The organism is Actinomadura chibensis NBRC 106107 (genome assembly GCF_001552135.1).
In the GTDB taxonomy this organism is placed as follows: domain Bacteria; phylum Actinomycetota; class Actinomycetes; order Streptosporangiales; family Streptosporangiaceae; genus Spirillospora; species Spirillospora chibensis.
The window spans coordinates 24,754-51,048 of sequence record NZ_BCQP01000017.1; the positions used below are offsets into that span (position 1 = coordinate 24,754).

A 26,295-nucleotide genomic window follows, 5' to 3' on the forward strand; every position below is an offset into this window, starting at 1 on the left:
CCCGGGACTCAGCGGGTGCTGACGCCGTGCCAGTCGTGGGCGGGCCGCCAGTCCGGGACGAGTTCCTCGATCAGCGCCTCCGTCTCCGGTTGGAGGCCGCCGAGCATCGGGTCGCGGGCGGCGCGGGAGCGCAGCTCGTCGACGACCACCCGCACCTGCGCGACGTCGCCGGTGGCGTGCGTGGCGCGGAGCAGGTCGCGCCACAGGCCCTCGTCGCCGGGCGCGAGCCGCAGCCCGGCGCGGGCCGCGCCGACCGCGCCGCGCGGGTCGCCCTCGTCCAGGCGGAGCACGACGAGCCGGTGCGCGACGTCGATGACCCGCGCGGACGCCTCGTACTCCAGGTCGTGGTCGGCCAGCCACGAGTACCGGCCGCGCGGCCGGTCCGCGAGCAGCGGCCCGCGCACGAGGTCCAGCGCGTACGACATGTACGCGGTCTCGGACGCGGGCTCGGCCGCCGACCGCCACACCAGCCAGCGGAACACGTTGAGGTCGACCCGCACCTCCGAGCCGAGCCTGATCCGGCCGCGCTCGTCGTAGTACAGGTTCGGGCGGCCCCTGGCGTCCTGGCCGAGCCAGTCGGCGACGCGGGCGACGGTCGCGTCCCGGACGGCCGCGCTCACCCCGCGCGGCCAGACGGCCCCGGACAGCACGGTCGGGTGGACGCCCTCCGGGTGCGCCGCGAGGTACACGAGCAGCTCGGTGCACAGGGCGCGGCGGCCCTCGTCCATCGGGCCCGGCGCCTCGACCTCGATCGGGCCGAGCAGCCGCACCTCCGCCGACGACTGCCGCGCGGCGGGCGGCTCCGCGCTCTCGGCGAGGCCGGGGAGCTGGACGGAGTCGAGCCGGTTCGCGGTCCGGAACAGCTCGAACACGCGGCGGTAGTCGTCGTCCGGGACGAGCTGCGCCGCGACGTCGAAGCCGAGCACCCCGGCGCGGAGCCGGCCGGCCTCGTCGACGTCCCAGGTCCAGGTGGCGCCCTGCACGTCGCCGGGGACGAGGTAGCCCATCGCCATCCGGGTGCCGGTGCGGGCGAGCGCGACGAGCCGGTCGGCGTCCCACTCGGCGGGCTGGTCGGCCATGATCAGGTAGTGCGGCATCCACGCCTCGCCGAACACGCCGCGGCAGCGTCCGGTGAGGACCGAGTCGACGCCGGACGCGGCGAGCGCCTGCCGCACCTCCTCGCCGCGCTCCTCCAGCTCGGGCAGCGCGTCGGCGAGCGTCGGCACGGACCGGACGCGGTCGGGCGCGAGGTCGGCGAGGCCCTCGCCCAGTTCGGCGTCGAACCCGACGAGCGTGATGCGCATGTGGTCGGACCAGCGGTTCGTCGCGAGCTCCAGCGCGATCGCCGACAGCGCGGCGCGCCGGACGTCCTCCGGGCCGCGCAGCGCGATCAGCCCGTGCGCGGCCTCCAGGTCGACGAGGATGCGGCCGTTGTCGTTCGTCCCGATGGACACGAGACCGGGGTAGGGGGCGAGGACGTCCCCGAGGTCGGACGCCTCCAGCGTGGGCAGCGCGTCGCCGTGCAGCCGCCACACCTGGCCGTCGTCGAACGCCTGCCAGGGGGCGGGCGGGTTGAGGTCGGCGGGCGCGATCCACAGGTCGAGGCTGCTCTGCCCCTCGTGGGCCTCGCTCCGCGACCGGCCGAGGTGGACGCCGTACACGGTCGGCAGCGCCCGGCCGCCCGCCGCCATCGACTTCGACAGGTGCCGCAGCCCGAGGTCGAGGAGCTTCGCCGCCTCGTCGTCGGCGCCGAGCCGCAGCGCCCGCTCCGCCTCCGCCGCCCGCCCCTCCGGCCGGACGATCATGTGCCCGTTCGCCCGCCGCCACATCTGCGCGCGGCGCCGCCTGGCGAGCACGGCGAGCAGCCCGGCGGCGACCAGCCCGGCCGCCGCGAGGCCGTGCGGCCAGCCGATGCCCGCACCGTCGTCGCGCTGCGAGCCCTGGCCGGGCCCGGCCGTGCCGCCGCCGACCTCGCCGGACGGCGTCTCCCCGTGCACCGGCGGATGCTTCGGCTCCGACTTCCGCGGCGGCGCCTGCGTCGCGGGAGCCTTCGAGGCCGGGGCCTTCGTCGCGGGCGGCGCCTGGCTCGCGGGCGGCGGCGTGGCCGGAGCGCGCGTCGTCGGAGGCGCCGTCGTGGGAGGCGCCGTCGTGGGGGGCGCCGTCGTCGGAGGAGGCGTCGCCGGGGGCTTGGTCGCGGACGGCGGGGCGGGCTGCGCCGGTTTCGGGTCGGGCTTCGCCGACTGCTCCGGCGGCGGCTGCGCGGGCTTCTTCGCGGGCTTGTCGGGGACGTCGTGCCCGTACCGGAAGTAGTCCTGCAGGTCCTTGGCGGGGATGACGCGGGCGCCCTTGGCGTCGGCGGGCATCTCCAGGATCCAGCCCGGACGGATCAGGCTCGCGATCGTCAGCCGCGACCCGTCCGGCTGCACGTGGTTCTTGTTGAGGGAGTAGATCTCCTTGTAGCGGCGGCCCTCGCCGAGGCACTTCTCCGCGATCTCCCAGAGGCTCTCGTGGTGGCGCCCCTCGGGCGGCTGCACCCGGTAGATCTTGGTGGTCTCCGCCTTCTCGACGGTCGTCCCGGCGGCGGGGCTCTCGGCGAGGCGGTCGCTGACGGCGGTCCGCTCGACGTTCGCGACCGGCACCGCCTGGAACGCCTGCCCCGCCCCCTGGGCCTGCGTCTGCGCGGGCGGGCGCTGCGCCAGCCCGGCGGCGGAGAACGCGGGCGCGACCGCCGCCGTCGCGCTGAACAGCAGCAGCGCCGCCACGACCAGGCGGTGGACGAGCGACTGCGTCCCGCCCGCGAGCGGCACCCGCGCCGGGACGCCGACCCCGCGGATCCCCGCGTACACCTCGACGACCACGCACGCCGCGAGCTGCAGCCAGGCCAGCCACACCAGCGCGACGAGGATGCCGATCAGCGCGCCGGGCCCCACCCGGTGCGTCAGGTCGGACGTGGACGGCACATGATCGGGCAGCGGCGACCCGAACACCGCCAGCAGCAGGACCGGGACGCCGATCATCAGCGCCGCCAGCGCCACCACCGAGCCGAGCCCGGCGAGGACGTCGCCGGCGCCGCGCCATCCGCTCACCCGCACCGGGGTCCGCCGCCCTTGCCGAGTCGTCATCGCGCCCCTGCCATTCGGCTCGCTGCACGCCTGGACGTCGCACCCATGGTAAATCCGATCGGGCTCAAGGGTTGCCTCCCGTCACGGGACGGGCGGTGGCCCCCGAGGTCAGCCTGAACTCACTGAACCCGGGGATGATCCCGAGGAGCTGCGGCCGGACGGTGATCTGCACGCTCACCGCCACCTCCTGATCGTCGGCGTCGCAGCTCGACGCGGTGACCTGGTCCCGGTAGGAGGCGAGCAGGTCGCAGGCCGCCGCGCGGGCCCGGCCGGGATCGAGCACGGGCCTGCCGGTCGCGCGGAGCCGGTCGGCGTCGATCTGGTTGGCGCCCGCGCGGGCCGCCTGCTCGGCCATGTCGGCGGCGCGCTGCCGCGCGTGGATGGCGAGGCCGCCGTCCACGAGCAGCCCGGCCAGCAGGAACACGATCGGGGTGAACAGGACGGTGTAGAGCGCGATCGTCCCGCGGTCGCGCCCGCGCCCGACGAGCCCGCGAAGCCGCGTCACGGCAGGCCTCCGGGATCGTCGCCGCCGGGATCGGGGTCGTCGGGGTCGGTGCCGCGGAAGCTGAACGTGTCGACGGGCGCGATCGCCGTGCCCTCCATCCGCTTGCTGCCCGGCAGCCCGATGAACGACAGGTCGCCGAGGTCGACGTCGCAGATGATCGTGACGCCGACGCTTCCGCCCGGCCTCCAGCGGGACACGTCGGTCTTCACGGTCGGCCCGCCCGAGCACCAGTCGTTGCCGCGCAGCCCGGCGGCGGCGGTCTCGGCGGCGAGATCCTGCGCGGACGGCGCGCTGCGCGCGATGGACGCGGCGCGCGCCGCGTCCCGGGCGGCGCCGTCCACCTGGCTCTGCGCGTCCACCATCCGCCCGGCCCCGGCGAGGAACAGCAGGAACGCGACGAACAGGGGCGTGACCAGCACTATCTCCAGCGACATCGACCCGCGGTCCCCGCCGCGCGCCCGCCTCACCGCCCCGCCCCCTGCTCGCACGCGGTGCCGGACCCGACGTCCGGCCGGAAGCACTCGATCGGCCCGCGCGAGCGCTGCGACACGTGGAACGTCATGAACGGGATGACGGACACGGCCGTCCCGCTGACCTCGACCCAGCGCTCGTCGTCCGCCTCCCCCGCCTGGACCTGGAGGCCGCTCAGCAGCTCAGGGCCGATCTTGCGGACGTCGCCGGACGCCTTAGCGGTCGCCGCGCCCTGCCACCCGTCGCCGAGGGGCGCGGTCCGCGCGACGCGCGCCCCCGACTGCGCCGCCGCGAGCGCGACGTGCCGGGCGTGGAACACCATCGCGAACTGGACGACGACCATCATCAGCAGGATGAGGACGGGCGTGAGCAACGCCCATTCCATCGCCGTCACCCCGGCGTCCGACCGGAGGCTCAGCCGGTGTTGATGTTGTTGGCCTTGTCGGTGACCTTCTTCGTGATGATCGCGCCGATCGTGATCGCGAGCAGCGCCAGGATCGCGGTGATGATCGCCCATTCGATCGCGGAGGCGCCGCGGCTGCGGTCCTCCTCGGCGCGCAGCCGGGCGATCCGGGCCGCGACCATGGCGCGCAGATAGACGACGAACGGGTCGTGCAGCGGGTTGAGCGGACTCATCGTGGCACCTCCAGGGGCCGGTCGAGGTGTGGTCGAACAGGGGCGGCGTCATGAGGCCAGCACCCGCATCAGGGCCGGATAGGCCAGGAAGATCAGGAAGCCCGCGCACAGGAAGAGCTGCGCGACCAGCATCGACTGGGACCGCTCGCCCGCCTTGCCCTCCAGCTCCGACAGCTCGCGGCTGCGCATGGACGCGGCCCGCGCGCCGAGCGACTTGCGGATCTGCGCGCCGTCGTCCTGGACGAGGGCGAGCGCCCCCGCGAGGTCGCGGAGTTCGGCGATGTCGAGCTCCTCGCCGAGGCGGCCGAGCGACTGCCAGGGCGTCTGCCCGGTGATGCGGGCGTTGCCGAGCGCGTCCCTGATCCGGTGCATGGCCCAGCCCTCGCCGACGCCCGCCGCGGTCATCAGCGCCTCCGGGACGCCGCGCCCGCCCGCGAGGTTCATCGAGACGAGGTCGAGGAACGCGCCGACGACGTGCCGGAAGTCCTGGCGGCGGGCCTGCGCCTCCTGCCGGAGCTGCATGTCGGGGAAGAAGAAGAACGCGATGGCGAACAGCACGCAGATCCAGGCCGGGACGGCGACCGACGACCCGAGCCCGAGCAGCGCGAACCACGCGACGACCAGCGGGATGAACACCAGCGCGGCGGCGGGCAGCAGGAACTTCGTCGCGAGGAACGCCTCCAGCGACCGCTCGGTGATCGCGAGGTCGGCGCGCACCGAGCGCAGCCGCCACCCCCGCGACTCGCAGAACCGGACCAGCTCCCGGCCGAGCCGCGCCCGCACCCCGCCGACCTTTTCGAGCGTCGGGGAGAGCCGCCCGGCCTGCCGCTCCTCCAGGTCGCGGTGGCGGGCGGCGTCGAGCGCGGCCATCCGCGCGGCGAGCCCGGGACGCGCCGGGAACAGCGCGCGGACCAGCACGTACAGCCCGAGGCCGACGACGGCCCCGGCGAGCAGGGCGGCGTTCACGTCGCGCCACCCCCGCCCGCGTCCATGGTGTGGCGGCCGCGCAGCGGAAGCTCCTGCGGGCCCGCGGAACCGTCGCCCTGCCAGCCCGCGACGGTGCTCGGCACCTCGCCCGGCACGCCCGGCTGGGCGGCGTCGCGCGCCTCGGTGAGGAAGCGTCCGGGCAGCTCGTACCGGGCCAGGCGGCGCAGCCACAGGAACGCCGCCGCGTACAGCGCGACGACCACGCACAGCACGAGCTGCCCGAGGACGTCGTCGTACGGCCGCACGTACGAGTGGTTGAACACGGCGAGGGCGAGGGCCGTCCCGACCGAGACGGCGACGACGATCCGGACGCTGCGCCGCGTGGACCGCCGGTCGGCCTCCACCCGGCGCCGCATGTCCAGCTCGGCGCGGGCGGACGTGGCGAGCGCGCTCAGCATGTCGCGCAGGCCGGGCCCGCGCAGCTTGGCGTTCAGGACCAGCGCGGCGATCACCAGGTCGGCGGACGGGTCGTCGAGGTCGTCGGCGAACCGGCGCAGCGCGTCCGGCATCGGGACGCGGGTGTGCAGCCGGTCGACCAGCTCGCGCAGCGGCCGCCGGAGCGCGGGCGCGGCGGCGCGCTGCGAGGCGGGGATGGCCTGTTCGAGTCCGACGGCGCCCGCGATCGTGTCGCGCAGCGACTCCGTCCATCCGGCGAGGGCTTCGAGGCGCGCCATGCCCCGGCGCTCCTCGGCGGCGCCGCCCGCGAGGCCGTTCCAGGCGAGGACGAGCGCGCCGGTCCCGGCGGCGGCGATCGGCCAGCGGGTCAGGACGAGCACGACGACGCCGACGATGACGGCGACGGCGGTGCGGGTGGTCAGCGTCCGGACGAGGTCCTCGCGGCTGCGCCCGCGGACGGGCTTGGACCGGGCGGGGAGCCCGCGCAGCGCGACGGCGAACAGCAGCAGCCCGCCGCCCGCCACGGCCCCGGCGACGATGGCGAGCAGCACGTCCGGCGTGTACATCAGCCGTCCTCCCGGGAGTTCACCACGCGCCCCCGGACGGGTCGTAGCCGTGGTGGGCCAGCTCGTCCGCGCAGGCGATCGGCGCGCTCGGCACCGCGTACCCGGCGGGCCCGAGCGCGAACACCTCCGACGACAGGACGCGCCCGTCCACGCCGGTGACCTCGCGGACGCTCGACACGAACCGGCGCAGCCGCCCGCCCGAGGCGTAGTCGTTGTGCTTCTCGACGAACACGACGAAGTCGATCGCGCCCGCGATGAGCATGTGCGTCGCCTCGACGGGCAGCCGCTCCTCCGACTGGATCGCGTAGGTCGCGATGCGGTTGAACACCTCCACCGACGAGTTCGCGTGGATCGTGGACAGCGACCCGTCGTTGCCCTGCGTCATCGCGTTCAGCATCGTGACGATCTCGTCGCCGAGGACCTCGCCGACGATCACCCGGGACGGGTTCATCCGCAGCGACCGGCGCACCAGCTCCGCCATGGAGATCGCGCCCTGCCCCTCCGAGTTCGGGAGCCGCTGCTCGAACGCGACGCAGTTCGGGTGCAGCTCGGGGAAGGCGTCGAGGCCGAGCTCCAGCGCCCGCTCGACGGTGATCAGCCGCTCGTGCGGCGGGATCTCGTTGGCGACGGCGCGCAGCAGCGTCGTCTTCCCCGCGTTGGTCGCCCCGGCGATCATGATGTTCTTGCGGGCGAGCACGGCGGCGCGGAAGAACTGGCCGATCTCCTGGCTGAACGTCCCGTTGCCGACCAGGTCGGCGAGGAACACCTTGCCGAGCCGGGCGCGCCGGATCGACAGCGCCGGGCGGACGGTCACGTCCATCACCGCCGACAGCCGGGAGCCGTCCGGCAGGCGCAGGTCGAGCTGCGGGTTGGCGGTGTCGAACGGCCGGGACGACAGCCCGCTGTAGGCGGCGAGGATCTGGATCAGCTCGACCAGCTCCTCGTCGCTCTCGGCGACCGGCTCGCCCATCACCTCGCGGCCGTCGGCGTAGCCGATGAACACGCGGTCGCACCCGTTGACGTCGATGTTCTCGATCTCGGGGTCTTCCAGTAAAGGCTGGAGGCGGCCGACGCCGAACAGCGCGGCGTGCACCCCGGCGGCGAGCGCCTCCTCCTCTTCGGCGTTCGGCGGGCGCCGCCCGGACGTGATCTCGCCGTGCGCGAACTCCTCCAGCACCCGGCCGATCAGCGCGCGGGCGAACTGGCGCTCGTCCTCGCCGGACATCGGCGCGAGGCCGTGCGCGGCGTCCAGCCTGCGCTGCTGCGCGAGCCGGTCGCCGACCTCCTGGCGGAGCCGTTTGACGAGTCCGTGGTCCATCTAGCGCCTCCCCTCGACGTGCTGCGGGACGTCGTGCCTGGGCGCGCCGTCCCGCGGGGGCGCCCCGTCCCGCCCCACCGGCTGCTCGGGCGCGTGCCCGGCGGACGGGAGCCGTCCGACGAGGTCGCCCGCGACCTCCCGGGCGGAGCGGATCAGCAGCGAGCGGTCGAGCCGCCCGCCCCACTGCCCGGACAGCAGCTCCGCGCCCTTCGGGTCGAGCGCGAGCCCGCCGAGGACGGTCACCGGGGGCGGCGGCGGGCCGGGCTGCCCGGCCGCGTCCACCGCGTGGCCGCGGTTGCGGGCGCCCGCGAGGATCCGGTCGACCTCGGCGATCGGCGCGCGGAAGTCGCGCGGGTCGGCGAGGACGAGCACCCCGACCGGCGGCCCGCCGCGCAGCGACTCGGTCAGCGCGGCGACCCGCTCGCGCAGGTGGGCGACCTGTTCGAGGGTGGCGCGGGTGAGCAGGACGACGAGGTCGGCCTCGCGCAGCAGTTCGGTCAGCGGGGTGTCGGCGCCGAGCCGGCCGCAGTCGGCGATGACGTCCACCGGGGCGAGCCCGGTGAACGCGCGGCCGAGCGGCCCCCACAGCCACGTCATGGCCTGCGCCTGCTCGGCGTTCGTGATGCCGACGAGGACGTCGAGCCCGCCGACGAGCCGCTGGCAGTGCTCGGCGATCTGGTCCGGGCGCAGCCCGCGCCGCGCGGTCGCGGCGAGGCTGAGCAGTCCGCGGGACGGGTTGAGCATGGCCTCGGCGCCGTCGCGGTCCTGCGCGGGGAGCCGGTACACGAGGTCGCCGCCCGCCTGGTCGCACTCGGCGACCAGCACCGGGCGCGGCCACACGGCGCCGAGGGCGACGGCCGCCGTGGTGACGCCCGGCGCCCCCTTGTCGGCCGCGAGCGCGATGAGGGCCACCGCTAGTTACCGCCGTTGCCCGCGGGCGGCGCGCCGCTCTGCGGCGGGACGGGCACGGTCCCGCCGGTGGGCGGCTGCTGGGTGCCGCCCTGGTTCTGCTCGCCGTTCTTCCCCGGCGTCGCGGGCGGCGGGAGGGCGACCTTCGTGCCGTCCGGGACGAGCGCGAGCGCGACCGTCCCGCCGGACGCCGCCTGCGTGACGAGCGCGGCCTCCGCGGGGAGGACGGCGACGTCCACGCTGGTCTGGTCGGAGCGCAGCCGGGCGCCGCCGAACCCGCTGCCGCCGCTGCCGCCGCCGACGGCCATCACGATCGCGTCCTGGGCGAGGACGGTGCCCGCGCGGGGGCCGCCGTTCGTCCCGCCGCCGACCGCGTAGAGCGTGACGTGCTTGCCGGTCTCCAGCCCCCCGGAGGGGAACTGTCCCGGCTTCAGCGCGAGCCCGACGATGAGGCGGCCCTTCGCCGGGCCGTCCGCCGGGCTGATCATGGCGTTGGTCAGCAGCGCGCCCTTCACCAGCGGGACGGCCGCGAAGTAGCGGGTCACCTTGGCGCGCTCCGACCAGGAGATGTACTGGATCCCGGTGTCGCCGACCTGGACCTCTTCGAGCGCGCTCGCCGGGATCTGCTGCCCCGCCGCGACCGGCTGCGAGATCCGGACCGCCGACACCCGCTCGCCGCTCGCCATCACGAGGTAGGCGCTGGCGAGCGCGCCGCCGAGGATGAGCAGGACGGCGAGCGCCGCGAGGGCCGGTTTGCGCTCGCGCTGCGAGGCGGGGAGCCGCTGCCCGCCGGAGGTGCCGAGCCCGGACCGGCCGAGGCCGGGCGTCCCGCCGGACGAGCCCGGACCGCCGCCGGAGACGGTCGTCTGGTTGGCCTTCATCAAGTCCGACGCGCTCCTTCCGCCCTCCCGGAGACCCCGGTCCAGGAGCCCGGTCCGGGAGTTCCCGGCGTCACCGAGCGATCCATGCTTGCGGGGGCGGTGAGGTCACGTCAATGGATTCGGTGGAGTCAAGCCGCCCGTTCTCCGGGGATTCATCGGTGACCTGCGCATTCACCGGTCACTTGGCCGCTTACCACCAGTCACACGCGTCACTGACCGCGCGGCTGACCGCGCGCGGGGCCCGGCGGAGCGCGCCTCCGGTCAGGACCGGAGGCCGATGAGACGGCCGAGGAGTGTCATGGAATGGTGGAAATAGGCGGCACGTTCTTCGATCACGGCGGTGAATTGCCCGAACAATTCGAAGCTGACCGTCCCGTACAGGCCGCACCACGCGGTGAGGGCACGGGCGACGATCTCGTGGGGGACGTCCATCCCGACGGCGGCGCGCGCGCGGGCCGCGTCCTCGGCGAGGCCGGGCGGGACGGGCGGGCACGGCCCGGCGGGGTCGAGGGCGCCCGCCGCGTGCGCCTCGGTGACGATCCGCGCGAAGACGACGGTGTCGCGCAGGGCGGCGGGGACGGTGTCCTGCGGCGCCTCGTACCCGGGGACGGGCGACCCGTAGAGCAGCGCGTACTCGTGCGGGTGCGCGAGCGCCCACTCCCGGACGGCCCGGCACACGGCGAGCCAGCGTCCGGCGAAGTCGTCCGGGGCGTCCGCGCGGGCCTCGGCGTCGGCGCGCTCGACCGCGTCCCCGATCGCGTCGTAGCCGTCGATGATCAGCTTGGTGAGCAGGTCGTCGCGGCTCGGGAAGTACCGGTAGATGGCCGAGGACACCATGCCCATCTCGCGGGCGATCGCGCGCAGCGACAGCCCCGCCGCGCCCGAGCTGCCGAGCTGCCGCCTCGCCAGCTCGGTGATCTCGCCGATCAGCTCCGCCCGCACCCGTTCCCGTGCCGTCCGCGCCGCGCTCATGACCGGCAGCCTAACAGAGCGCCGCACCGAATCAAGAGCACTGCTCTTGACACCACCGCTCTCTGGAGAGAGCATTGCTCTCATAACAGAGCACCGATTGGAGACTGGCCATGGGAAAGCACGTGATCGTCGGAGCCGGACAGGTCGGCGGGCATCTCGCCGACCGGCTGGCCGGGCAGGGCCATGACGTCGTCGTGGTGACCAGGTCCGGGTCCGGCCCCGAGGGCGTCGAGCGGATCGCCGCCGACGCCGCCGACCGGGCGCGGCTCACCGAGATCGCCAAGAACGCGGACGCGCTCTACAACTGCGTCAACCCGCAATACCACCGCTGGACGCAGGACTGGCCGCCGCTGGCCGCGTCCTTCCTCGCCGCCGCCGAGGCGACCGGCGCCGTCCTCGTCATCCTCGGCAACCTGTACGGGTACGGCCCGGTCGACGGCCCCATGACCGAGGACCTGCCGCTCGCCGCCCCCGGCGTCAAGGGTCAGGTGCGGGCGAAGATGTGGCGGGACGCCCTCGCCGCGCACGAGGCGGGCCGCATCCGCACCACCGAGCTGCGGCCGTCCGACTACTACGGGCCGCGCAGCACCGACCAGGCGTACATCGGCGAGACGCGGTTCGTGAAGCCGCTGCTGGCGGGCAAGCGGGTGCCGTACTTCAGCGACCCGTCCGTCCCGCACGCGTGGACGTACCTGCCGGACGTCGCCGAGGCCCTCGCGATCGCGGGCACCGACGAGCGCGCGTGGGGACGGCCCTGGCACGTCCCGACCGGCCCCGCCGTCTCGACGCTCGACGTCGCGAAGCGGCTGTGCGAGATCGCCGACGCCCCCGCGCCGCGCGTCTTCGAGGTCCCCCGCTTCATCTTCAACGCGGCCGGGCTCGTCAACCCGATGGCGCGCGAACTGCGCGAGACCCGCTACCAGTTCGACAAGCCGTACATCCTGGACTCGTCCGCTTTCGAGACGACATTCGGGATGAGGCCGACGCCCATGGACGACGCGCTCCGCACCATCGTCGCCGCCTACCGGGAGTCGGCCGCGCCGGGTAACTAAGCTGACTCCGATCGTGCTGCGGACGCGGACGTCGGAGGCTCGGATGCGGATCTCGTTCACGGCGCTGACCGGCGGAGGGCCGCGCGACGTCGTGCTCGACGTCGACTCGGAGGCCACCGTGGACGCGGTCGCGCACTCCCTCGCCGCCCTCCTCGACGCCCCCTCCCCGGCCCCCTCTCCCGCTCCCGCCCCCGCGCTCTCCCCGCGCTTCGCCAAGGAGCCCCTCGGCGGCGGCCCGGGGCGGCGCCGCGCGCTCTGGATGGACGGCCGCATGCTCGACCCGCAGGCCCTCGCCGTCAAGGAGCTGCGGGACGGCGCGGTCGTCGCGGTCGAGCGGCGCGTCGCGGCGGCGACCGTCCTCGCCGAGCCGACCGGCCTCGTGGAGGTGCGCGTCATCGGCGGGCCGGCCGCCGGGTCGGTGCACCGGCTCGGCCTCGGGGTCAGCACGCTCGGCTCCGGGCTCGACGTGGACGTGGTGCTGGACGACCCGTCCGTCCCGGCCCGGTCGCTGCGGCTCACGGTCGGGCGGGAGACGGTGCGGGTGGAGGCGTCCGCCCTCACGATGCAGGGCAGCGTCGCGCTCGACGGCGCGCCGCTCACCGAACCGGCGACCTGGCGGCCGGGCGAGCTGCTGGCGGTCGGCGCCAGCGTGCTGGTGCTCGTGCCGAGCACCGCCCCCGACACGCACCTGGAGCCGCTGCCGGAGGGCGGGCTTGCGTTCAACCGCCCGCCCCGGCTGAACCCGGCGCGGCAGGCGCGGCGGCTGGACGTCCCGGAGCGTCCCGAGCGCAACCCGCGCGAGCGCCTCCGCCTGTTCGGCGCGCTGCTGTTCTCCGCGTTCGGGCTGGCGATGGCGTTCGGGCTCGGCCAGTGGTGGTGGGCGCTGTTCGCGCTGGCCTGGCCGCTGATGACGCTCGGCGAGTGGATCGGCGACCGGATCCACGGCCGCAAGTCCTACAAGAAGGCGCTGAAGGACTACCACCGCCGCGCCGGGGAGTTCGACGGCGAGGTGGAGCGGCTCCGCCGCGCGGACGAGGCCGAGCGCCGCGCCCTGCACCCCGACCCGGCCGAGGTGCTGCTCACCGCGACCGGCCCGCGGCGGCGGCTGTGGGAGCGGCGGCGCGGCGACCCCGACGTCCTGCACCTGCGGGTCGGGCTCGCCGACCTGCCCGCCCGCATCGAGTTCACCGGGGCGAAGGCCGATCTTCCGGTGCCGACCGCGCGGCACGTGCCGGTCGCGCTGCCGCTCGCCGACCTCGGCGTGATCGGGCTGACCGGGCCGCGCCGGGCGTCCCGCGCGCTGGCCCGCTGGCTGGTCGCGCAGGCCGCCGTCCTGCACAGCCCGCGCGACCTCGCGATCGTCGTCCTGTCCGCGGACGCCGAGGCCGGGGAGGAGTGGAACTGGGTGCGCTGGCTCCCGCACTGCGCGCCCCGCGAGGGCGAGGACTGCGTCGCCCTCGTCGGCGCCGACCTGGAGTCGGCCGCGCACCGGGTGACCGAGCTGGCGATCCGCGTGACGGAGCGGCGCCGCGCCGCGCAGGCCGAGTCGTCGTTCTTCGGCAAGGGCGAGGCGAAGCCGGCCGGTTCCGTCCCGTACAACATCCTGATCGTGCTGGACGGCGCCCGCGCCCTCCGCCGCATCCCCGGCATGCCGATGCTGCTGTCGCGCGGCGCCGAGTACGGCCTCTACGCCATCTGCGTGGACGACGAGGAGCGCCTCCTCCCCGAGGAATGCAGCGCCGTCGCCGCCCTCGACCCGCAGTACCACTCGGCCGTGCACCTGCGCGGGCAGGGGCTGGAGGCGCTCGGCCACGTCCTCGCCGACCAGGTGTCCCCGATCTGGACCGACCGGGTCGCGCGGGCGCTCGCGCCCGTCCGGGACGTGTCGCGCGAGGACGCGGCGGAGTCCGTCCCGTCCGAGGTGCGGCTGCTGGACGTCCTCGGCATGCCGGAGCCGACCGCCGAGCACGTCCTGCGGACCTGGACGCGGACCGGCGGCCGGACGACCCGCGTCCCCGTCGGCGTCGGCCCCGGCGGGCACGGCTCCGCCGCCGAACCATACGAGATCGACCTCCGCGCGGACGGCCCCCACGCCCTCATCGCCGGGACGACGGGCGCGGGCAAGTCGGAGCTCCTCCAAACGCTGATCGCGTCGCTCGCCGTGGCGAACCGACCGGACGAGATGACGTTCGTCCTCATCGACTACAAGGGCGGCGCCGCGTTCAACGACTGCGCCCGCCTCCCCCACACCGTCGGCATGGTCACCGACCTGGACGGGCACGCCACCGAACGCGCCCTGGAGTCCCTCGCCGCCGAGCTGCGCCGCCGCGAGGAGATCCTGCTCAAGGCGGGCGCCAAGGACGTGGACGACTACAACGACCTGCGTCCCGGCGACCCCGGCCTGCCGGTCGTGCCGCGCCTCGTCCTGGTGATCGACGAGTTCGCCGCGATGGTCACCGAGCTGCCCGGCTTCGTCGCCGGGCTGGTCGACATCGGGCGCCGCGGACGCTCCCTCGGCGTGCACCTCGTCCTCGCCACGCAGCGCCCGGCCGGGGTGGTGACGGCCGACATCCGCGCCAACACGAACCTGCGGATCGCGCTGCGCGTCACCGACCCCGACGAGTCGGCCGACGTGCTCGACGGGCCCGAGGCCGCGCAGATCTCCAAGTCGACCCCCGGCCGCTGCTACATCCGCTCCGGGGTGTCGGCGCCGCAACCGGTGCAGTCGGCGCGGATCGGGGGCCGCCGTCCCGGCCCGGCCGGCGCGGACCGCCGGACGACCGACGTCCGCGTCCTGCCGTGGCGCGGCCTCGGACACCCGCTGCCCGGTCCCCGCGAACCGGCCGACGACGCCGTCCAGACCACCGACCTGGGCGTCCTCGTCCAGGCCGTGGACGAGGCGGCCCGCCGGGCGGGCATCGCGCGGCAGCCGTCCCCGTGGCTGAGCCCGCTGCCCGAGACCGTCGCGCTCACCCCGCGCACCGCCGCGGGCGGCTCCGTCGTGGACGTCCCGCCGGTCCCGTTCGGCGTCACCGACCTGCCCGCCGTCCAGTCCCGCGAGGACCTGACGCTCGACCTCACCGCGGGCGGCCACCTCTACCTCGCCGGATCCGCCCAGTCGGGGCGCTCCACCGCGCTCCGCACCATCGCCGGTTCGCTCGCCGCCGCCTGCTCCCCCTACGACGCGCACCTGTACGCCGTCGACTGCGGCGCCAACGCCCTGCTCCCGCTGGTCTCCCTGCCGCACTGCGGCGCCGTCGTCACCCGCGACCAGCTCGACCGCTGCGAACGCCTGCTCACCGCGCTGACCGCCGAGGTCGCCCGCCGCCAGCAGCTCCTCGCCGAGGCGGGCTTCGCGTCGGTCGCCGAGCAGCGCGCCGCCGTCGCCGCCACCGACCGGCTCCCCTGGATGGTCCTGCTCCTCGACCGCTGGGAGGGGTTCCTCGGCGCGTTCGAGCACTACGACTACGGGCGGCTCGTCGACCAGGTCGTCCGCCTCCTGCGCGAGGGCGCCGCCGCCGGGCTCCGCGCCGTCTTCACCGGCGACCGCTCCGGCCTCGGCGGGCAGGTCTCCACCGTCTTCGACCGCCGCCTCATCCTGCGCATGGCCGACCCGAACGACTACGCCTACGGCGGCCTCCAGGACAAGCAGGTCCCCGCCGCGATGCCGCCCGGCCGCGCCCTGGAGCCGTCCGTGCCGGGCGCGCCGCCGCGCGAGTCCCAGATCGGCGTCCTCGGGGACGACCCGTCCGGCCCGGGCCAGGTCGCGGCGCTGCAGGAGATAGCCCGCGCGTGCGTGTCCCGCTACGGCCGCCTGCCCCGCCGCCGCCGTCCCCTCCGCGTGGACGAGCTTCCCGTCCGCGTCACCTACCGCGAGGCGATGTCGCTGGACCCCGAGTTCCTGGCCCCCTCCGCCCTCTGGGCCCTGGTGGGCGTGGGCGGCGACACGCTGGCCCCGGTGGGCGTGGACCTCCTGGACGACGGCCCCGGCTTCGCGGTCGCGGGCCCGCCCCGCTCCGGCCGCTCGACCACCCTGCGGACGATCGTCCACTCCCTGCTGGACCCGGCCGTCGGCGGCGGCCTGGTCCCGGTCGTGCTGATCACGCCGCGCCGCTCCCCGCTCCGCCTGCTGTCCGGCCACCCCGGCGTCCTCGGCCTGCTCACCGCCGACTCCGACCCGGACGACCTGGTCGACGCGATCGGCGACGAACACCGCTACGCCGTGGTCGTGGACGACGCCGAACTCCTGGACGAGACCGACCTCGACGACGCCCTCCGCGACGTCCTCCGCACGGCCCGCGACGGCGAGCACGCCGTCGTCATCGGCGGGACGACCGCCGACCTCGGCCGCGGCTACCGGGGCTTCCTCTCGGACACGCGCCGCTCCCGCTCGGGCGTCCTGCTCTCCATCGAGTCCCCGGACGACGGCGACCTGTTCGGCCTCCGCCTCCCCCGCAACGCCCCGTTGGGCGGCCCGACCGGCCGCGGCCTGTTCGTGGCCACCGGCGTCACGACCCAGATCCAGGTCGCCCTTCCCCCACCCACCACCGACTGACCACAGGCGAGCCCCCGGCCGGGAAACGGTCGGCCGGGGGCTCGTCTCACACCAGCACGAAGGAGAAGTCCGCCTTCGTCCTGCGCTTCAGCGGAATATCGATCTTGACTCTCCGACCGACCTCCTTCCGACTGAGGCCCAGCTCACGGGCGATGAGCCAGTCCGGACGGACCGGCACGGGATCCTCGAAGGCGACCTCGATCTGAACGGGCCACGGATCATCGGGGACGGGCGCGGCGAGAAGCTCCCAGCACCCGTCCCAATCCAGCTCGAACCGATTGCGCCGCGCGACCAGCGGATCGAACAGGGCGTCCACGACGAGCTCCGGCGAATTGGCCGTGTACCCGGCCAGCAGCTCAGCGGACAGCGAGCGCACCGGCACCCGCTCATGCACGCTGACCTTGCTGGTCCGTCCACACCCAACACAGATGACAAGCAGCCAGACATGGAGCAGCTTGCCGTTGGCATTGACACGGAACCTGCCGCTTCCGGTACCGGCGCGCTCGGAAGGGCAGCCCACGCACCGCAGAACGAGCGAAGGCAGCCGAGTCCGCCGCACCACCCAGGGCAGCACGATATGACGTTGTGAAGACATGATCTCTCTGAAGACCTGACGAGAGCACAGAAAACAGAGCCGACGTCACCCGTCGGCAACCGATGCGCGAAGAAGAGTCAGGTCTAAAGAGCAGGCGGCGTCATGCGCACGAAGTCCTCACGTAGTAGAACCCCCAACCGTAGACACCCCCACCCCCACCCACCACCAATTTTTGCTCCCGCCAGCGGGCCCCCTCACCGCCGCCAACCACCCGCCCGCCCCCCGCCTCGAGTGAGTGATGCAACTCACACTCATCGGCGAAACTGCCCGGCGTCCGCCGAGACCGGAGGCGAGTGCCGCACCTCAGAGCCGCGGCGGGCCGGTTCGGTGGGGAGAACCAGCCCGCTGCTCGGGTCGGAACCGATGGTGGCGACTCGGTGGGGTGCCCCGGCGAGAAGGATCTAGTGTGCTGCGGGCAATCAAGAGTGTGCTCAAGCCCTCTCGTAGCCGTCCAAGGAGCGTAGATGATCAACTCTGGAGCAGTCCTGGACCAGACATGACCACACCGTCGCCGTCAGACGCCGAGACCATTGTCGGATCATGGCGGCGGCCGGAGGAATTCGCTGCGATCTTCGATCGGTACTACGCCGAGATTCACCGCTATGTGGACCGTCGGCTCGGCCCGGATATCGCCGACGACATCGCCGCCGAGACGTTCCTGGTGGCATTCCGGTCACGCGGTAAGTTCCAGCCGGAGAGCGGCTCGGCGCGGCCCTGGCTGTACGGCATCGCGACCCGGCTGGTGAGCCGACACCGTCGAACGGAACTGCGAAAATACAAGGCGATCACGCGACTCCAAGCACGAGTTCCGGTGGATGAGCACGAAGATGACGCGCTCACTGGCTCGCACACGGTGGACGCACCGCTGAGTGCGGCCCTGACCCGGCTCAAACATGGTGATCGCGACGTCTTACTCCTGATCGCTCTCGGAGATCTGAGCTACGCCGAGGTGGCACAAGCGTTGGGGATCGCCTACGGCACCGTCTGCTCACGACTCAATCGTGCCCGCCGCCAGGTCAAGGCCGAACTGTCAGATAGAGCGATAGCGTCACCCGACGGGGGAGAGATCCATGCGTGACCTTGACGACCGGATCAGTGGACTGCACACCGTGAACAGGCCGCCCTCGCCTGAAACCGTTGCGGCGGCGCGTCATCGGCTCATCGCCGAAATGAATTCGACCGCGAAACCTGGAAGGCGCCGCGCAAAGGCGATGCGGCTGCCGGCGTCCAGATGGCGGACGCCTCTCATCGCCGTCACGACGGCCGCCGTACTGGCGGCGGGCGGCTTTGGTTACCACTCGTGGAGCAGCCGTCCGCTCTATTCTCCGGAGCCCTTGGCCGGATACAGCGGACCGGCGGCGAAGTTCCTCCTCGCCGCCGCCGACGCACGGGCGCGCAACGCCGGTGACGGGCACCTCTGGTATCGACGCGCCGCCGTCGGGGGAACCGTCATGGCGAAGTCGCCCTACCGGGCCGGTGTCGCCTATCCCATGGAGGTCGAGCGAGACGACTTCCTCCTCGCCTCGCCGCAGAAACCGTTCGCCGGGCCCGATCCGTCACACCCGACAAGGCATCTCGAGTGGCCCGGCGAGCGGCTGAGAACTCGCCCGGCGACCCCCGCCGCCCGTGCCGCCTGGAAGGCCGACCTCCGGCCGAGGCCCGATGACCTGCGCATCGATGCCCCCGAAGCCTCGATCGGCCCCGCGGCCGGAGGCGGGACGGTGCTGGACTTCGGTGACGACACGGCTCGCGAACTCCCCACCGACCCGGCCGAACTTCGGGCCTGGCTGTTGAACTACGCCACCCGGACCGACCACAAGCGGCTGGCCGACCCAGATCTCTTTCTTTTCGAAAGCGCCTCGTTCCTCCTGGTGGACGCGCCCGTCAGTGACAAGGTACGGATCGCGACATATCGAATTCTGGCGAGCCTGAAGAACGTCCGCTTCGTCAATGCCACCGACGCTGCCGGACGCCGCGGGCAGGCCGTATCAATGCGAGAGGTCTCCGCCGAGTCCGGAACTCTGGACCTGCAGCTCATCATCGATCCGCAGAGCGGAAGGCTGACCGCAAGTCAGCAGGTCATCGTCACTCCAGGGCGCCTGAACGCCGATCTTCCAGCGGGCGTTCGCTGGCGCTACGAGGTGATCCACAATGCCGAGTGGACCACAACCCCAGTCAACGAACTCCTACCGAAGTCGATCAATATCAAGACCGAGGTCGAGGAAGCACCGACAAATTAGCCCGAGCAGAGCCTCCCACCGACGAGTTCGCCCTGCCCCTTCCCAAGCCGGTGAAGGAACAGGGCGAACCACATGCTTACAGTCACTTAAGAAGGCGCCGTACAGCCACTATACTTCCAGTTGTCGATGCCTTTGCTCCATTTGGCTCTGCACACCCTGATCCCGGCGTTGTAGAGCCGACGGCCGAGCGTGTAGGGCAGGTACTTCTGATGTGACGCTCCGCAGACGACCCAGTTCTTGTTGGTCAGATTCTTGCCGTCCCCGTAGATGACCATCGCGATACAGTAGCCATCCGCGCTTTGATCCTGGATGTTGAACTTGGTAGAGACCTTGTAAGGCGCCCCACCGGACCAGTACAGCCAGCCCCATCCCTCTCCGCGCTGCTGGAAGAGGACGATGTCGACGGCGTGGATGTACCGGCCCCCGTCGACGGCGACCCCGCCCTCCGGAATCTCCTGCGATTCGTCGTCGACGCTTTCCGTAGGCTCCGCAGGAGGCGCGGGAGTCGTGAAGTATCCACGCATCGAGACCTGGAGGTGCACAGTACCTGCGCTGTGATTGGTGATGGAGACATTGCCGCGGGAGTCCGGCCTCACCAGGTCGAATCCGTTGGTGCTTTCCCCGTCATCGTCGAAGTTGACGCTGTTGACGCCCGGATCGCCATCCTCGCTGGAGTAAACCGCCAGCCATCCCTGATTAGTCGGTCTCCGGGCATCGATGTTCAAAGCCAGAACCGGCTCGTCCTGATCCAAGGCGTCGAGTTCGGCGGCCTGGATGGCATTGAAGGTGATGGTCTCCCCGGCGCCAAGAGACGCGGTGCTCCCGCCGGCGGTGTTGAACCCGGTAAGGGTGTCGAGCAGGAGGGCCGTAGCCGTCGGGGTGTAAGTCGAGCCGGTTCCGTCGCTTGCCCCCTTGAAATATCCGCGAACGCTGACCGCGAGATCCACCGGTACGGTTCCCTTATTGTGAAAGGTGAGCTTCCCGGTCGCAGTGAGTTGTGTCACCACAAAGCTGCTGTCGGTCTCGTTCGGGTTGTAGTTGACCACCGGAAGACTGGTATCGATCTGGTCAGACGGACTCACCGTCAAGGCGCCCTGGGCCGTCTGGTTGAGGGCCGCGACATTGACCGCGACCGCCGTGACACCACTTGCGGGTAGGTCCAGTTGCCCGGCGACATCGACGGTCACCGACGAGTTGCCAGGAATGGGTGCCGCTGCGTGAGCAGGTGACCCGGTGACTTTGCCGACCCGAGTGTCGTAGAGGAACGCACTGTCTACCGGGTAGTACTCGTTCCCGGCGGTGGCGGAAGCCGCATCAAGGAAGTACCCCCGGACGCTTACGGCGATGTTGACCGTCCCGCTGCCGTTGTTCTTAAGAGTAACCTGGCCGGTATCCGTCAGTCTCGTGAAATCTTCCGTGTTGGTGGTCTCGTTGGCGGCGTAAGTCAGAGTGCTGATCGTGGTCGGCTGATCGGATGGGTAGGCGTTGATCCAGCCGAAGGCGTCCGCCGCGTAGACCGACACGTTGGTCACGATCGCCGACACCCCGGTAGCCGGCACACCACCTATTCCAGCCGCCTGGAAGGTGATTGCACTTCCCGGCGAAACCTTGGCGACCGGGACCCCGCCCGCACCATTGCGCGTGTCAGCCAGCATGAACGGAGTGATCGTATGGAACTGGGAGCCACCGGCCGTGTCGGCACGGGCGATTCCGGTAAGCCCACGCACCTGCGGCGGCGCCACCAAAAGCGCGGCCGTACCGGTTATTACGACCGATAACGCGACGATGGCGCGCCATCCCGAACACGTGTCCCTGAAATTCACATGCCCTCTCTTCTGGAGTGGATACCGGGGTGCGGGGGCCCCTTCCTGAATCATGGTCGGGTTGAGTTTCACCGCACGCCGAGCCCGGAACAAGACCCCAAGATCGCTTGTTCTGAGATATGGATCACTCTTGACATTCACCCTCGGCAAGGGGTGGCGATGTCACCGACAGAACTGCGAAACACAGCATGTGAAAGTTCGGTTACCACTGGTCTTCGGCAACACCGCCATCGCAGCCGATAGCAGAAGTTATTCGCCACGAATCGACCTTGTATAACCGTTCGTACCCGGCACGGGCCTCATGGCGGCTTCGGCGTTGTTGTGCTTCGGCGTTTCAGCTCAGGGCCCTGGGCCTGGGGAAGGCGGAGCTGAACGTCTATCGACGCGGGCGAGAGTAGAAGGCTTACCAGCCGCGTACGCGTTGCCGCTGATTCAGCCGGTCGAGGGGCTGGCGAGCGGCGACCGTTTTGGTCGCCCTCCGTTGCGCGGCTCAGCCGCGAGCCGTCCGGGCAGATGGATCAGCTGCGCCGTGACGCGTTTCGTCCCGCGTCGGCTGACTGCTACTGCCGCGAGACCGACGTCCGGCTCCAGCATCGGCGTTCGAGGCGCCTCTTGGGCGGGTGGGAGGGGTTGCGGGTCCCGGCCTCGGGGGGATGGGCCGGGACCCGCGGCTCAGGGGGGTCAGCGGGTGGCGGCCTCGATGTTCTGGCGGGACTTGCGGATGTCCTGGCCGCCCTCTTCGAGGGCCACGGCCATCTTGTCGAAGGCGGTCTTCGCCTCGGCCCACGCGCTGCGGAAGCGGTCGGCGCCGGGGCCCCACCAGGACGCGCTGCTGCTCACCGTCCGGCCGTTGAGGTCCTTGATCAGGGCGTCGAGGTTGCGGGAGTGCTTGCTGAAGATGCGGGACAGCTCTTCGAGCTCGCCAAGGTTGGCGCCGCGCTTGTCGCCCATCGCTCCGGCCCTTTCGTCACTGCTCGTTTCGACGGTGTCGCGTCCCGTCGCTGGAACGTTTCGAGTGGTGCGGAAAGAATGGCGACAGCTTACGCCCCATCGTTCACTTAGAGCCAGGGCCACCACGCGCAGGGTTGTCCGAAACGGGCGTGGGGCACCATTACGGGGTGTCCGGATGTGGCCAGGGGGGCCGCACAACATCCGTTGTGACGATCCTGACGTCCCATCGTCAAAGGGATACCCAGAGCGCTTTTCACGTCCGAATGGCTCAGCGCTCGGGGTCGCCCGGGTCGTTCACCGGACGCGCGCCCGGGTCGAGGACGCGCTCGCCCACGAGGATGATCTGATCGCCGCTCGTCCGGAAGTCGAACCGGCGCCGCACCGACTGGGTGACCCGGCCGCTGCCGTAGCGGACTTCGGTGTGCTCGACCGCGTCCAGCGTGATGCGGTTGCCGGTGCGGACGGCGCGTCCGGCGTCCAGGCTGGTGCGGGCGCCGGTGTAGGCGGGGCCGCCCTCGACCGGCGCGCGGTTGCGGTTCTCCAGTTCCCGGACGGCCCGCTCCTGCGACCGCGCGAGCCCCGGCGCGATCCGCACCCCGAACACCTCGGGCGGCGTGTCCCGCCGGTCGCGGCCGTGGTTCTGGACGAGCGCCTGCGACCTCCGGTCGACCAGCGCGGACGCCGCGATCGTGAGCTGCCGCGTGACGTCGGCGTCCACGACGGGGCTCCCCCGCCGGACGCCCGACGAGGGCGCCGCGAGGCAGAGGGCCAGGACGGCGGTCAGGCCGGTCAGGGGCCACCGGCGAAGCATCGGCCTCTCCCGCGCGGACGAGGGGCGAGCAGATCCGAGCCGAAGATACACCCGGCGGCCCGTCCGCACGGGCCCGCCGCACGGGCGCCGTCCCCGCGCGGGGCCACATGAGGAGGCCCTTACGAAAACGGGAAACAGCGATTATCTAGACTGCCTGCCAGGTTGAGGGAGGAGACCCAACGTGCGCAAGGTCCTGATCGCCAATCGCGGTGAGATAGCGGTCCGTATAGCCCGTGCCTGCCGGGACGCGGGGCTCGGCAGTGTCGCGGTGTACGCGGAGCCCGATCTGGACGCGCTGCACGTGCGGGTCGCCGACGAGGCGTTCGCGCTCGGCGGGCAGACCGCCGCCGAGACGTACCTGAACATCGACAAGCTGCTGAAGATCGCCGCCGAGGCGGGCGCGGACGCCGTCCACCCGGGGTACGGGTTCCTCGCCGAGAACGCCGACTTCGCCACCGCCGTGGAGAACGCGGGCCTGACCTGGATCGGTCCGCCGCCCGCGGCGATCACGGCGCTGGGCGACAAGGTCCAGGCCCGGCACATCGCGCAGAAGGTCGGCGCGCCGCTCGTCGCCGGGACGAAGGACCCGGTGTCGGGCGCGGACGAGGTCGTCGCGTTCGCCGAGGAGCACGGCCTGCCGATCGCGATCAAGGCGGCCTACGGCGGCGGCGGGCGCGGGTTGAAGGTGGCGCGGACGCTGGAGGAGGTCCCCGAGCTGTACGAGTCGGCCGTCCGGGAGGCGGTCGGCGCGTTCGGGCGCGGCGAGTGCTTCGTGGAGCGGTACCTCGACAAGCCGCGCCACGTGGAGACCCAGTGCCTGGCGGACAAGCACGGGAACGTGGTCGTCGTGTCCACCCGCGACTGCTCGCTCCAGCGGCGGCACCAGAAGCTCGTCGAGGAGGCCCCGGCGCCGTTCCTTTCCGAGCAGCAGGTGGAGCTTCTCTACACCTCCTCCAAGGCGATTCTGAAAGAAGCCGGTTATGTCGGGGCGGGGACGTGCGAGTTCCTCGTCGGGCAGGACGGCACCATCTCCTTCCTTGAGGTCAACACCCGTCTGCAGGTCGAGCACCCGGTGACCGAGGAGGTCGCGGGCGTCGACCTGGTCCGGGAGATGTTCCGTATCGCGGACGGCGAGGAACTCGGCTACGGCGACCCGGTCCTGCGCGGCCACTCGATCGAGTTCCGGCTCAACGCCGAGGACGCGGGACGCGGCTTCCTCCCCGCCGTCGGCACGCTGACCGCCTGGGACCCGCCGACCGGGCCCGGCGTCCGGCTCGACTCGGGGTACGTGGCGGGGCAGACCGTCCCGCAGGCGTTCGACTCGCTGATCGCCAAGCTGGTCGTGACCGGCGCGACCCGGCGGCAGGCGGTCGAGCGGGCCCGCCGCGCGCTCGCCGAGTTCACGATCGACGGCATGCCGACCGTGCTGCCGTTCCACCGCGCCGTCCTGGACGACCCCGCGTTCGTCCCGGCCGACGACGCCACGCCGTTCACCGTCCACACCCGGTGGATCGAGACCGAGTTCGACAACCAGATCCCCCCGCACCAGGCCCCCGCCGAGAGCGAGGAGGCCGAGGGCGAGCGGGAGCGCGTCACCGTCGAGGTGGGCGGACGGCGGATCGAGGTCGTCCTCCCGGCCGGGCTCGGCGCGGCCGCCGCCCCGGCGAAGGCGGCGCCCGGACGGCGGCGCGGCTCCCGCAAGGGCGGCGGCGCGCAGGCGTCGGGCGACGCGCTGGTCAGCCCCATGCAGGGCACCATCGTCAAGATCGTCGCGGCGGACGGCGCGACCGTCGCGGCCGGGGACACCATCGTCGTCCTGGAGGCGATGAAGATGGAGCAGCCCCTCACCGCGCACAAGGCCGGGACGGTCACCGGCCTGTCCGCCGACGTCGGCCAGACCGTCTCGGCGGGCGCCGCCATCTGCGAGATCAAGGACAGCTAGCCGGTCGGGGCCGTCCTCCGTCCGGCGGGCCCGGATGGGGGACGGCCCCCATCGAGGACGACGCCGAATCCCTCCTCCGGACGACGTATCCACCCGTCCACGTGGGCAGACTGGGTGCATGAGGACCGATGACCGGGCCGTGCGGACCGTGCGCCGGGGGGCCGTGCCGCTGCTCGTCGCCGCCGTGGCCGTGCCGGCGTTCGCCTTCGCGGCCCCGGCGCAGGCCGCCCCGGCGCAGGCCGCGACCCAGACCAGCACCTCCGAGCGGGCCGCCGCGCCCGCGGGCCAGGCGCGCGCCGTCAAGATCGCGCCGCAGCGGGCCGCCGCCGACAACGTGGGGCAGATCGCCAAGGGGCTGATCGACTCGCGGCTGTACGTGACGAGCGAGGCGGGGAACGTGCTGTCCCCGGCCGACCAGAACCAGATCAAGACGTCCCTCGCCGGTGACTCCGACGCCGACATCCGCGCCGTCGTCGTGGGGAACAACGTGACGCGCGCCGAGGTCGGGCCGATGCTCCGGGCCGTCGCGAACCGCGTCGGCGAGGGCCAGACCTACATCGCGATCACCGCCGACGGCAGCCGGATGGGCGGGATCTCCAAGAAGCTCGACACCAAGGAGATCAACCAGCTCGTCACGCGCACGAACGGCGCGCCGCTCAAGGAGCGGCTGATCCGGTTCGGCGGGCTGGCGGAGAAGAAGGTCGACGACAACGCCCGGTCCGGCATGATCGGCGGGTTCGTGACGCTCGGCGTGCTGGTCCTGGTGGTGGCGGGGGTCCTCGGGGCGTTCCTCGTCGTCCGCAGGCGGCGCCGCGAGCGCGAGGCCCAGCAGATGGCCGACCTCAAGGCGGGCGTGCAGGAGGACGTCACCCTCCTCGGCGAGGACATCGCCCGCCTCGACCTCAACGTCATGGACGCCGGTCTCGACCCCGAGATCCGCGCCGACTACGAGCACGCCATGGACTCCTACGACAAGGCCAAGCGGGAGACCGACCGCGCCGCCCGGCCCGAGGACATGCAGCACGTCACCGCCGCGCTGGAGGACGGCCGCTACTACATGACCGCGACCCGCGCCCGGCTCAGCGGCGAGCCCGTGCCCGAGCGCCGCGCGCCGTGCTTCTTCAACCCGCAGCACGGCCCGTCGGTGCGGGACGTGACGTGGGCGCCGCCCGGCGGGGTGGCCCGGTCGGTCCCGGCGTGCGCGGCGGACGCGGACGCCGTCCTGCACGGGTTCGACCCCGACATCCGGATGGTGCCGTCCGGCGGCATCCGGCGGCCGTACTGGGACGCGGGCCCGGCCTACGGGCCCTACGCGGGCGGCTACTACTACGGCTACGGCGGGTTCGACCTGCTCGGCGGGCTGCTGATCGGCACCGCGCTCGGCTCGATGATGAGCGGCGGCTGGGGCGGCGGCTACGGCGACGGCTTCGGCGGCGACGGCATGGGCGGCTTCGGCGGGGACGGCGGCGACATCGGCGGCGGCTGGGACTTCGGCAGCGGCGACTTCGGCGGCGGGGGCGACTTCGGCGGCTTCTGACGCGCCCGGCCCCCGGCGCGGCAGCC

Annotated in this window: 21 protein-coding genes; 6 read left to right on the plus strand and 15 right to left on the minus strand. The window is 72.8% G+C overall.

Going from position 1 to position 26,295, the window contains the following annotated elements; genetic code table 11:
* Positions 1-8: 8 nt before the first annotated feature.
* From ACH01S_RS10520 to ACH01S_RS10570, 11 genes are all read right to left on the minus strand, one after another.
* Complete coding sequence (locus ACH01S_RS10520) at positions 9-3,122, minus strand: bacterial transcriptional activator domain-containing protein (RefSeq protein ID WP_067888644.1); 3,114 nt, start codon at positions 3,120-3,122, stop codon at positions 9-11.
* Positions 3,123-3,186: 64 nt separating this feature from the next.
* Positions 3,187-3,627, minus strand: a complete 441-nt coding sequence (locus tag ACH01S_RS10525; protein ID WP_067888647.1) for a TadE/TadG family type IV pilus assembly protein — start codon at positions 3,625-3,627, stop codon at positions 3,187-3,189.
* Complete coding sequence (locus tag ACH01S_RS10530) at positions 3,624-4,061, minus strand: TadE/TadG family type IV pilus assembly protein (RefSeq protein WP_067888650.1); 438 nt, start codon at positions 4,059-4,061, stop codon at positions 3,624-3,626. Before ACH01S_RS10530 ends, ACH01S_RS10525 begins: the two co-directional genes overlap by 4 nt.
* A gap of 29 nt (positions 4,062-4,090) precedes the next feature.
* On the minus strand, positions 4,091-4,483 hold the full coding sequence (locus ACH01S_RS10535) for a TadE family protein (RefSeq protein WP_067889714.1): 393 nt from the start codon (positions 4,481-4,483) through the stop codon (positions 4,091-4,093).
* A gap of 29 nt (positions 4,484-4,512) precedes the next feature.
* Positions 4,513-4,734: a Flp family type IVb pilin gene (locus ACH01S_RS10540; protein ID WP_067888654.1), complete on the minus strand. Its 222-nt coding sequence runs from the start codon at positions 4,732-4,734 to the stop codon at positions 4,513-4,515.
* A gap of 48 nt (positions 4,735-4,782) precedes the next feature.
* On the minus strand, positions 4,783-5,700 hold the full coding sequence (locus ACH01S_RS10545) for a type II secretion system F family protein (RefSeq protein WP_067888657.1): 918 nt from the start codon (positions 5,698-5,700) through the stop codon (positions 4,783-4,785).
* Complete coding sequence (locus ACH01S_RS10550; protein WP_067888661.1) at positions 5,697-6,683, minus strand: type II secretion system F family protein; 987 nt, start codon at positions 6,681-6,683, stop codon at positions 5,697-5,699. The genes ACH01S_RS10545 and ACH01S_RS10550 overlap by 4 nt, the downstream gene beginning before the upstream one ends.
* Before the next feature lie 19 nt (positions 6,684-6,702).
* A complete protein-coding gene (locus tag ACH01S_RS10555) occupies positions 6,703-8,001 on the minus strand; it encodes a TadA family conjugal transfer-associated ATPase (protein WP_067888664.1) in 1,299 nt (432 codons plus the stop codon).
* Complete coding sequence (locus ACH01S_RS10560) at positions 8,002-8,913, minus strand: hypothetical protein (RefSeq protein ID WP_246236424.1); 912 nt, start codon at positions 8,911-8,913, stop codon at positions 8,002-8,004. It abuts the gene before it with no gap.
* A 2-nt stretch (positions 8,914-8,915) separates the two neighbouring features.
* Positions 8,916-9,791, minus strand: coding sequence for a CpaB family protein (locus ACH01S_RS10565; protein WP_067888667.1), 876 nt, complete (start codon positions 9,789-9,791; stop codon positions 8,916-8,918).
* A 261-nt stretch (positions 9,792-10,052) separates the two neighbouring features.
* Positions 10,053-10,763, minus strand: a complete 711-nt coding sequence (locus tag ACH01S_RS10570) for a TetR/AcrR family transcriptional regulator (RefSeq protein ID WP_067888669.1) — start codon at positions 10,761-10,763, stop codon at positions 10,053-10,055.
* Positions 10,764-10,873: 110 nt separating this feature from the next.
* Here ACH01S_RS10570 and ACH01S_RS10575 point away from each other — a divergent pair, with 110 nt between their 5' ends.
* Positions 10,874-11,815, plus strand: a complete 942-nt coding sequence (locus ACH01S_RS10575) for an NAD-dependent epimerase/dehydratase family protein (RefSeq protein WP_067888672.1) — start codon at positions 10,874-10,876, stop codon at positions 11,813-11,815.
* Positions 11,816-11,858: 43 nt separating this feature from the next.
* On the plus strand, positions 11,859-16,370 hold the full coding sequence (locus tag ACH01S_RS10580; RefSeq protein ID WP_067888675.1) for an FtsK/SpoIIIE domain-containing protein: 4,512 nt from the start codon (positions 11,859-11,861) through the stop codon (positions 16,368-16,370).
* A 46-nt stretch (positions 16,371-16,416) separates the two neighbouring features.
* Here the strand turns inward: ACH01S_RS10580 and ACH01S_RS10585 are convergent, their stop codons facing one another.
* The gene (locus ACH01S_RS10585) at positions 16,417-16,944 is read right to left on the minus strand and encodes a DUF1062 domain-containing protein (RefSeq protein ID WP_067888678.1); all 528 of its coding nucleotides are present in this window, start codon (positions 16,942-16,944) and stop codon (positions 16,417-16,419) included.
* A 517-nt stretch (positions 16,945-17,461) separates the two neighbouring features.
* On the opposite strand from ACH01S_RS10585, the gene ACH01S_RS10590 reads away from it, so the two are divergent.
* Together ACH01S_RS10590 and ACH01S_RS10595 are read left to right on the plus strand one after the other, a co-directional pair.
* Positions 17,462-18,043, plus strand: a complete 582-nt coding sequence (locus ACH01S_RS10590; protein WP_067888681.1) for an RNA polymerase sigma factor — start codon at positions 17,462-17,464, stop codon at positions 18,041-18,043.
* Positions 18,036-19,205: a hypothetical protein gene (locus tag ACH01S_RS10595; RefSeq protein ID WP_148344083.1), complete on the plus strand. Its 1,170-nt coding sequence runs from the start codon at positions 18,036-18,038 to the stop codon at positions 19,203-19,205. Before ACH01S_RS10590 ends, ACH01S_RS10595 begins: the two co-directional genes overlap by 8 nt.
* 86 nt (positions 19,206-19,291) lie before the next feature.
* Here the strand turns inward: ACH01S_RS10595 and ACH01S_RS10600 are convergent, their stop codons facing one another.
* The 3 genes from ACH01S_RS10600 to ACH01S_RS10610 form a co-directional block, all read right to left on the minus strand.
* Positions 19,292-21,028, minus strand: a complete 1,737-nt coding sequence (locus ACH01S_RS10600) for a hypothetical protein (protein WP_148344084.1) — start codon at positions 21,026-21,028, stop codon at positions 19,292-19,294.
* Positions 21,029-21,709: 681 nt separating this feature from the next.
* On the minus strand, positions 21,710-21,979 hold the full coding sequence (locus tag ACH01S_RS10605) for a WXG100 family type VII secretion target (protein WP_067888689.1): 270 nt from the start codon (positions 21,977-21,979) through the stop codon (positions 21,710-21,712).
* 268 nt (positions 21,980-22,247) lie between these two features.
* Entirely contained in the window at positions 22,248-22,790 is a 543-nt protein-coding gene (locus ACH01S_RS10610; RefSeq protein WP_067888692.1) for a hypothetical protein, read from the minus strand.
* A gap of 181 nt (positions 22,791-22,971) precedes the next feature.
* Here ACH01S_RS10610 and ACH01S_RS10615 point away from each other — a divergent pair, with 181 nt between their 5' ends.
* Complete coding sequence (locus ACH01S_RS10615) at positions 22,972-24,732, plus strand: acetyl/propionyl/methylcrotonyl-CoA carboxylase subunit alpha (protein WP_067888695.1); 1,761 nt, start codon at positions 22,972-22,974, stop codon at positions 24,730-24,732.
* A gap of 118 nt (positions 24,733-24,850) precedes the next feature.
* The gene (locus tag ACH01S_RS45780) at positions 24,851-26,269 is read left to right on the plus strand and encodes a hypothetical protein (RefSeq protein ID WP_246236425.1); all 1,419 of its coding nucleotides are present in this window, start codon (positions 24,851-24,853) and stop codon (positions 26,267-26,269) included.
* Positions 26,270-26,295: the final 26 nt, after the last annotated feature.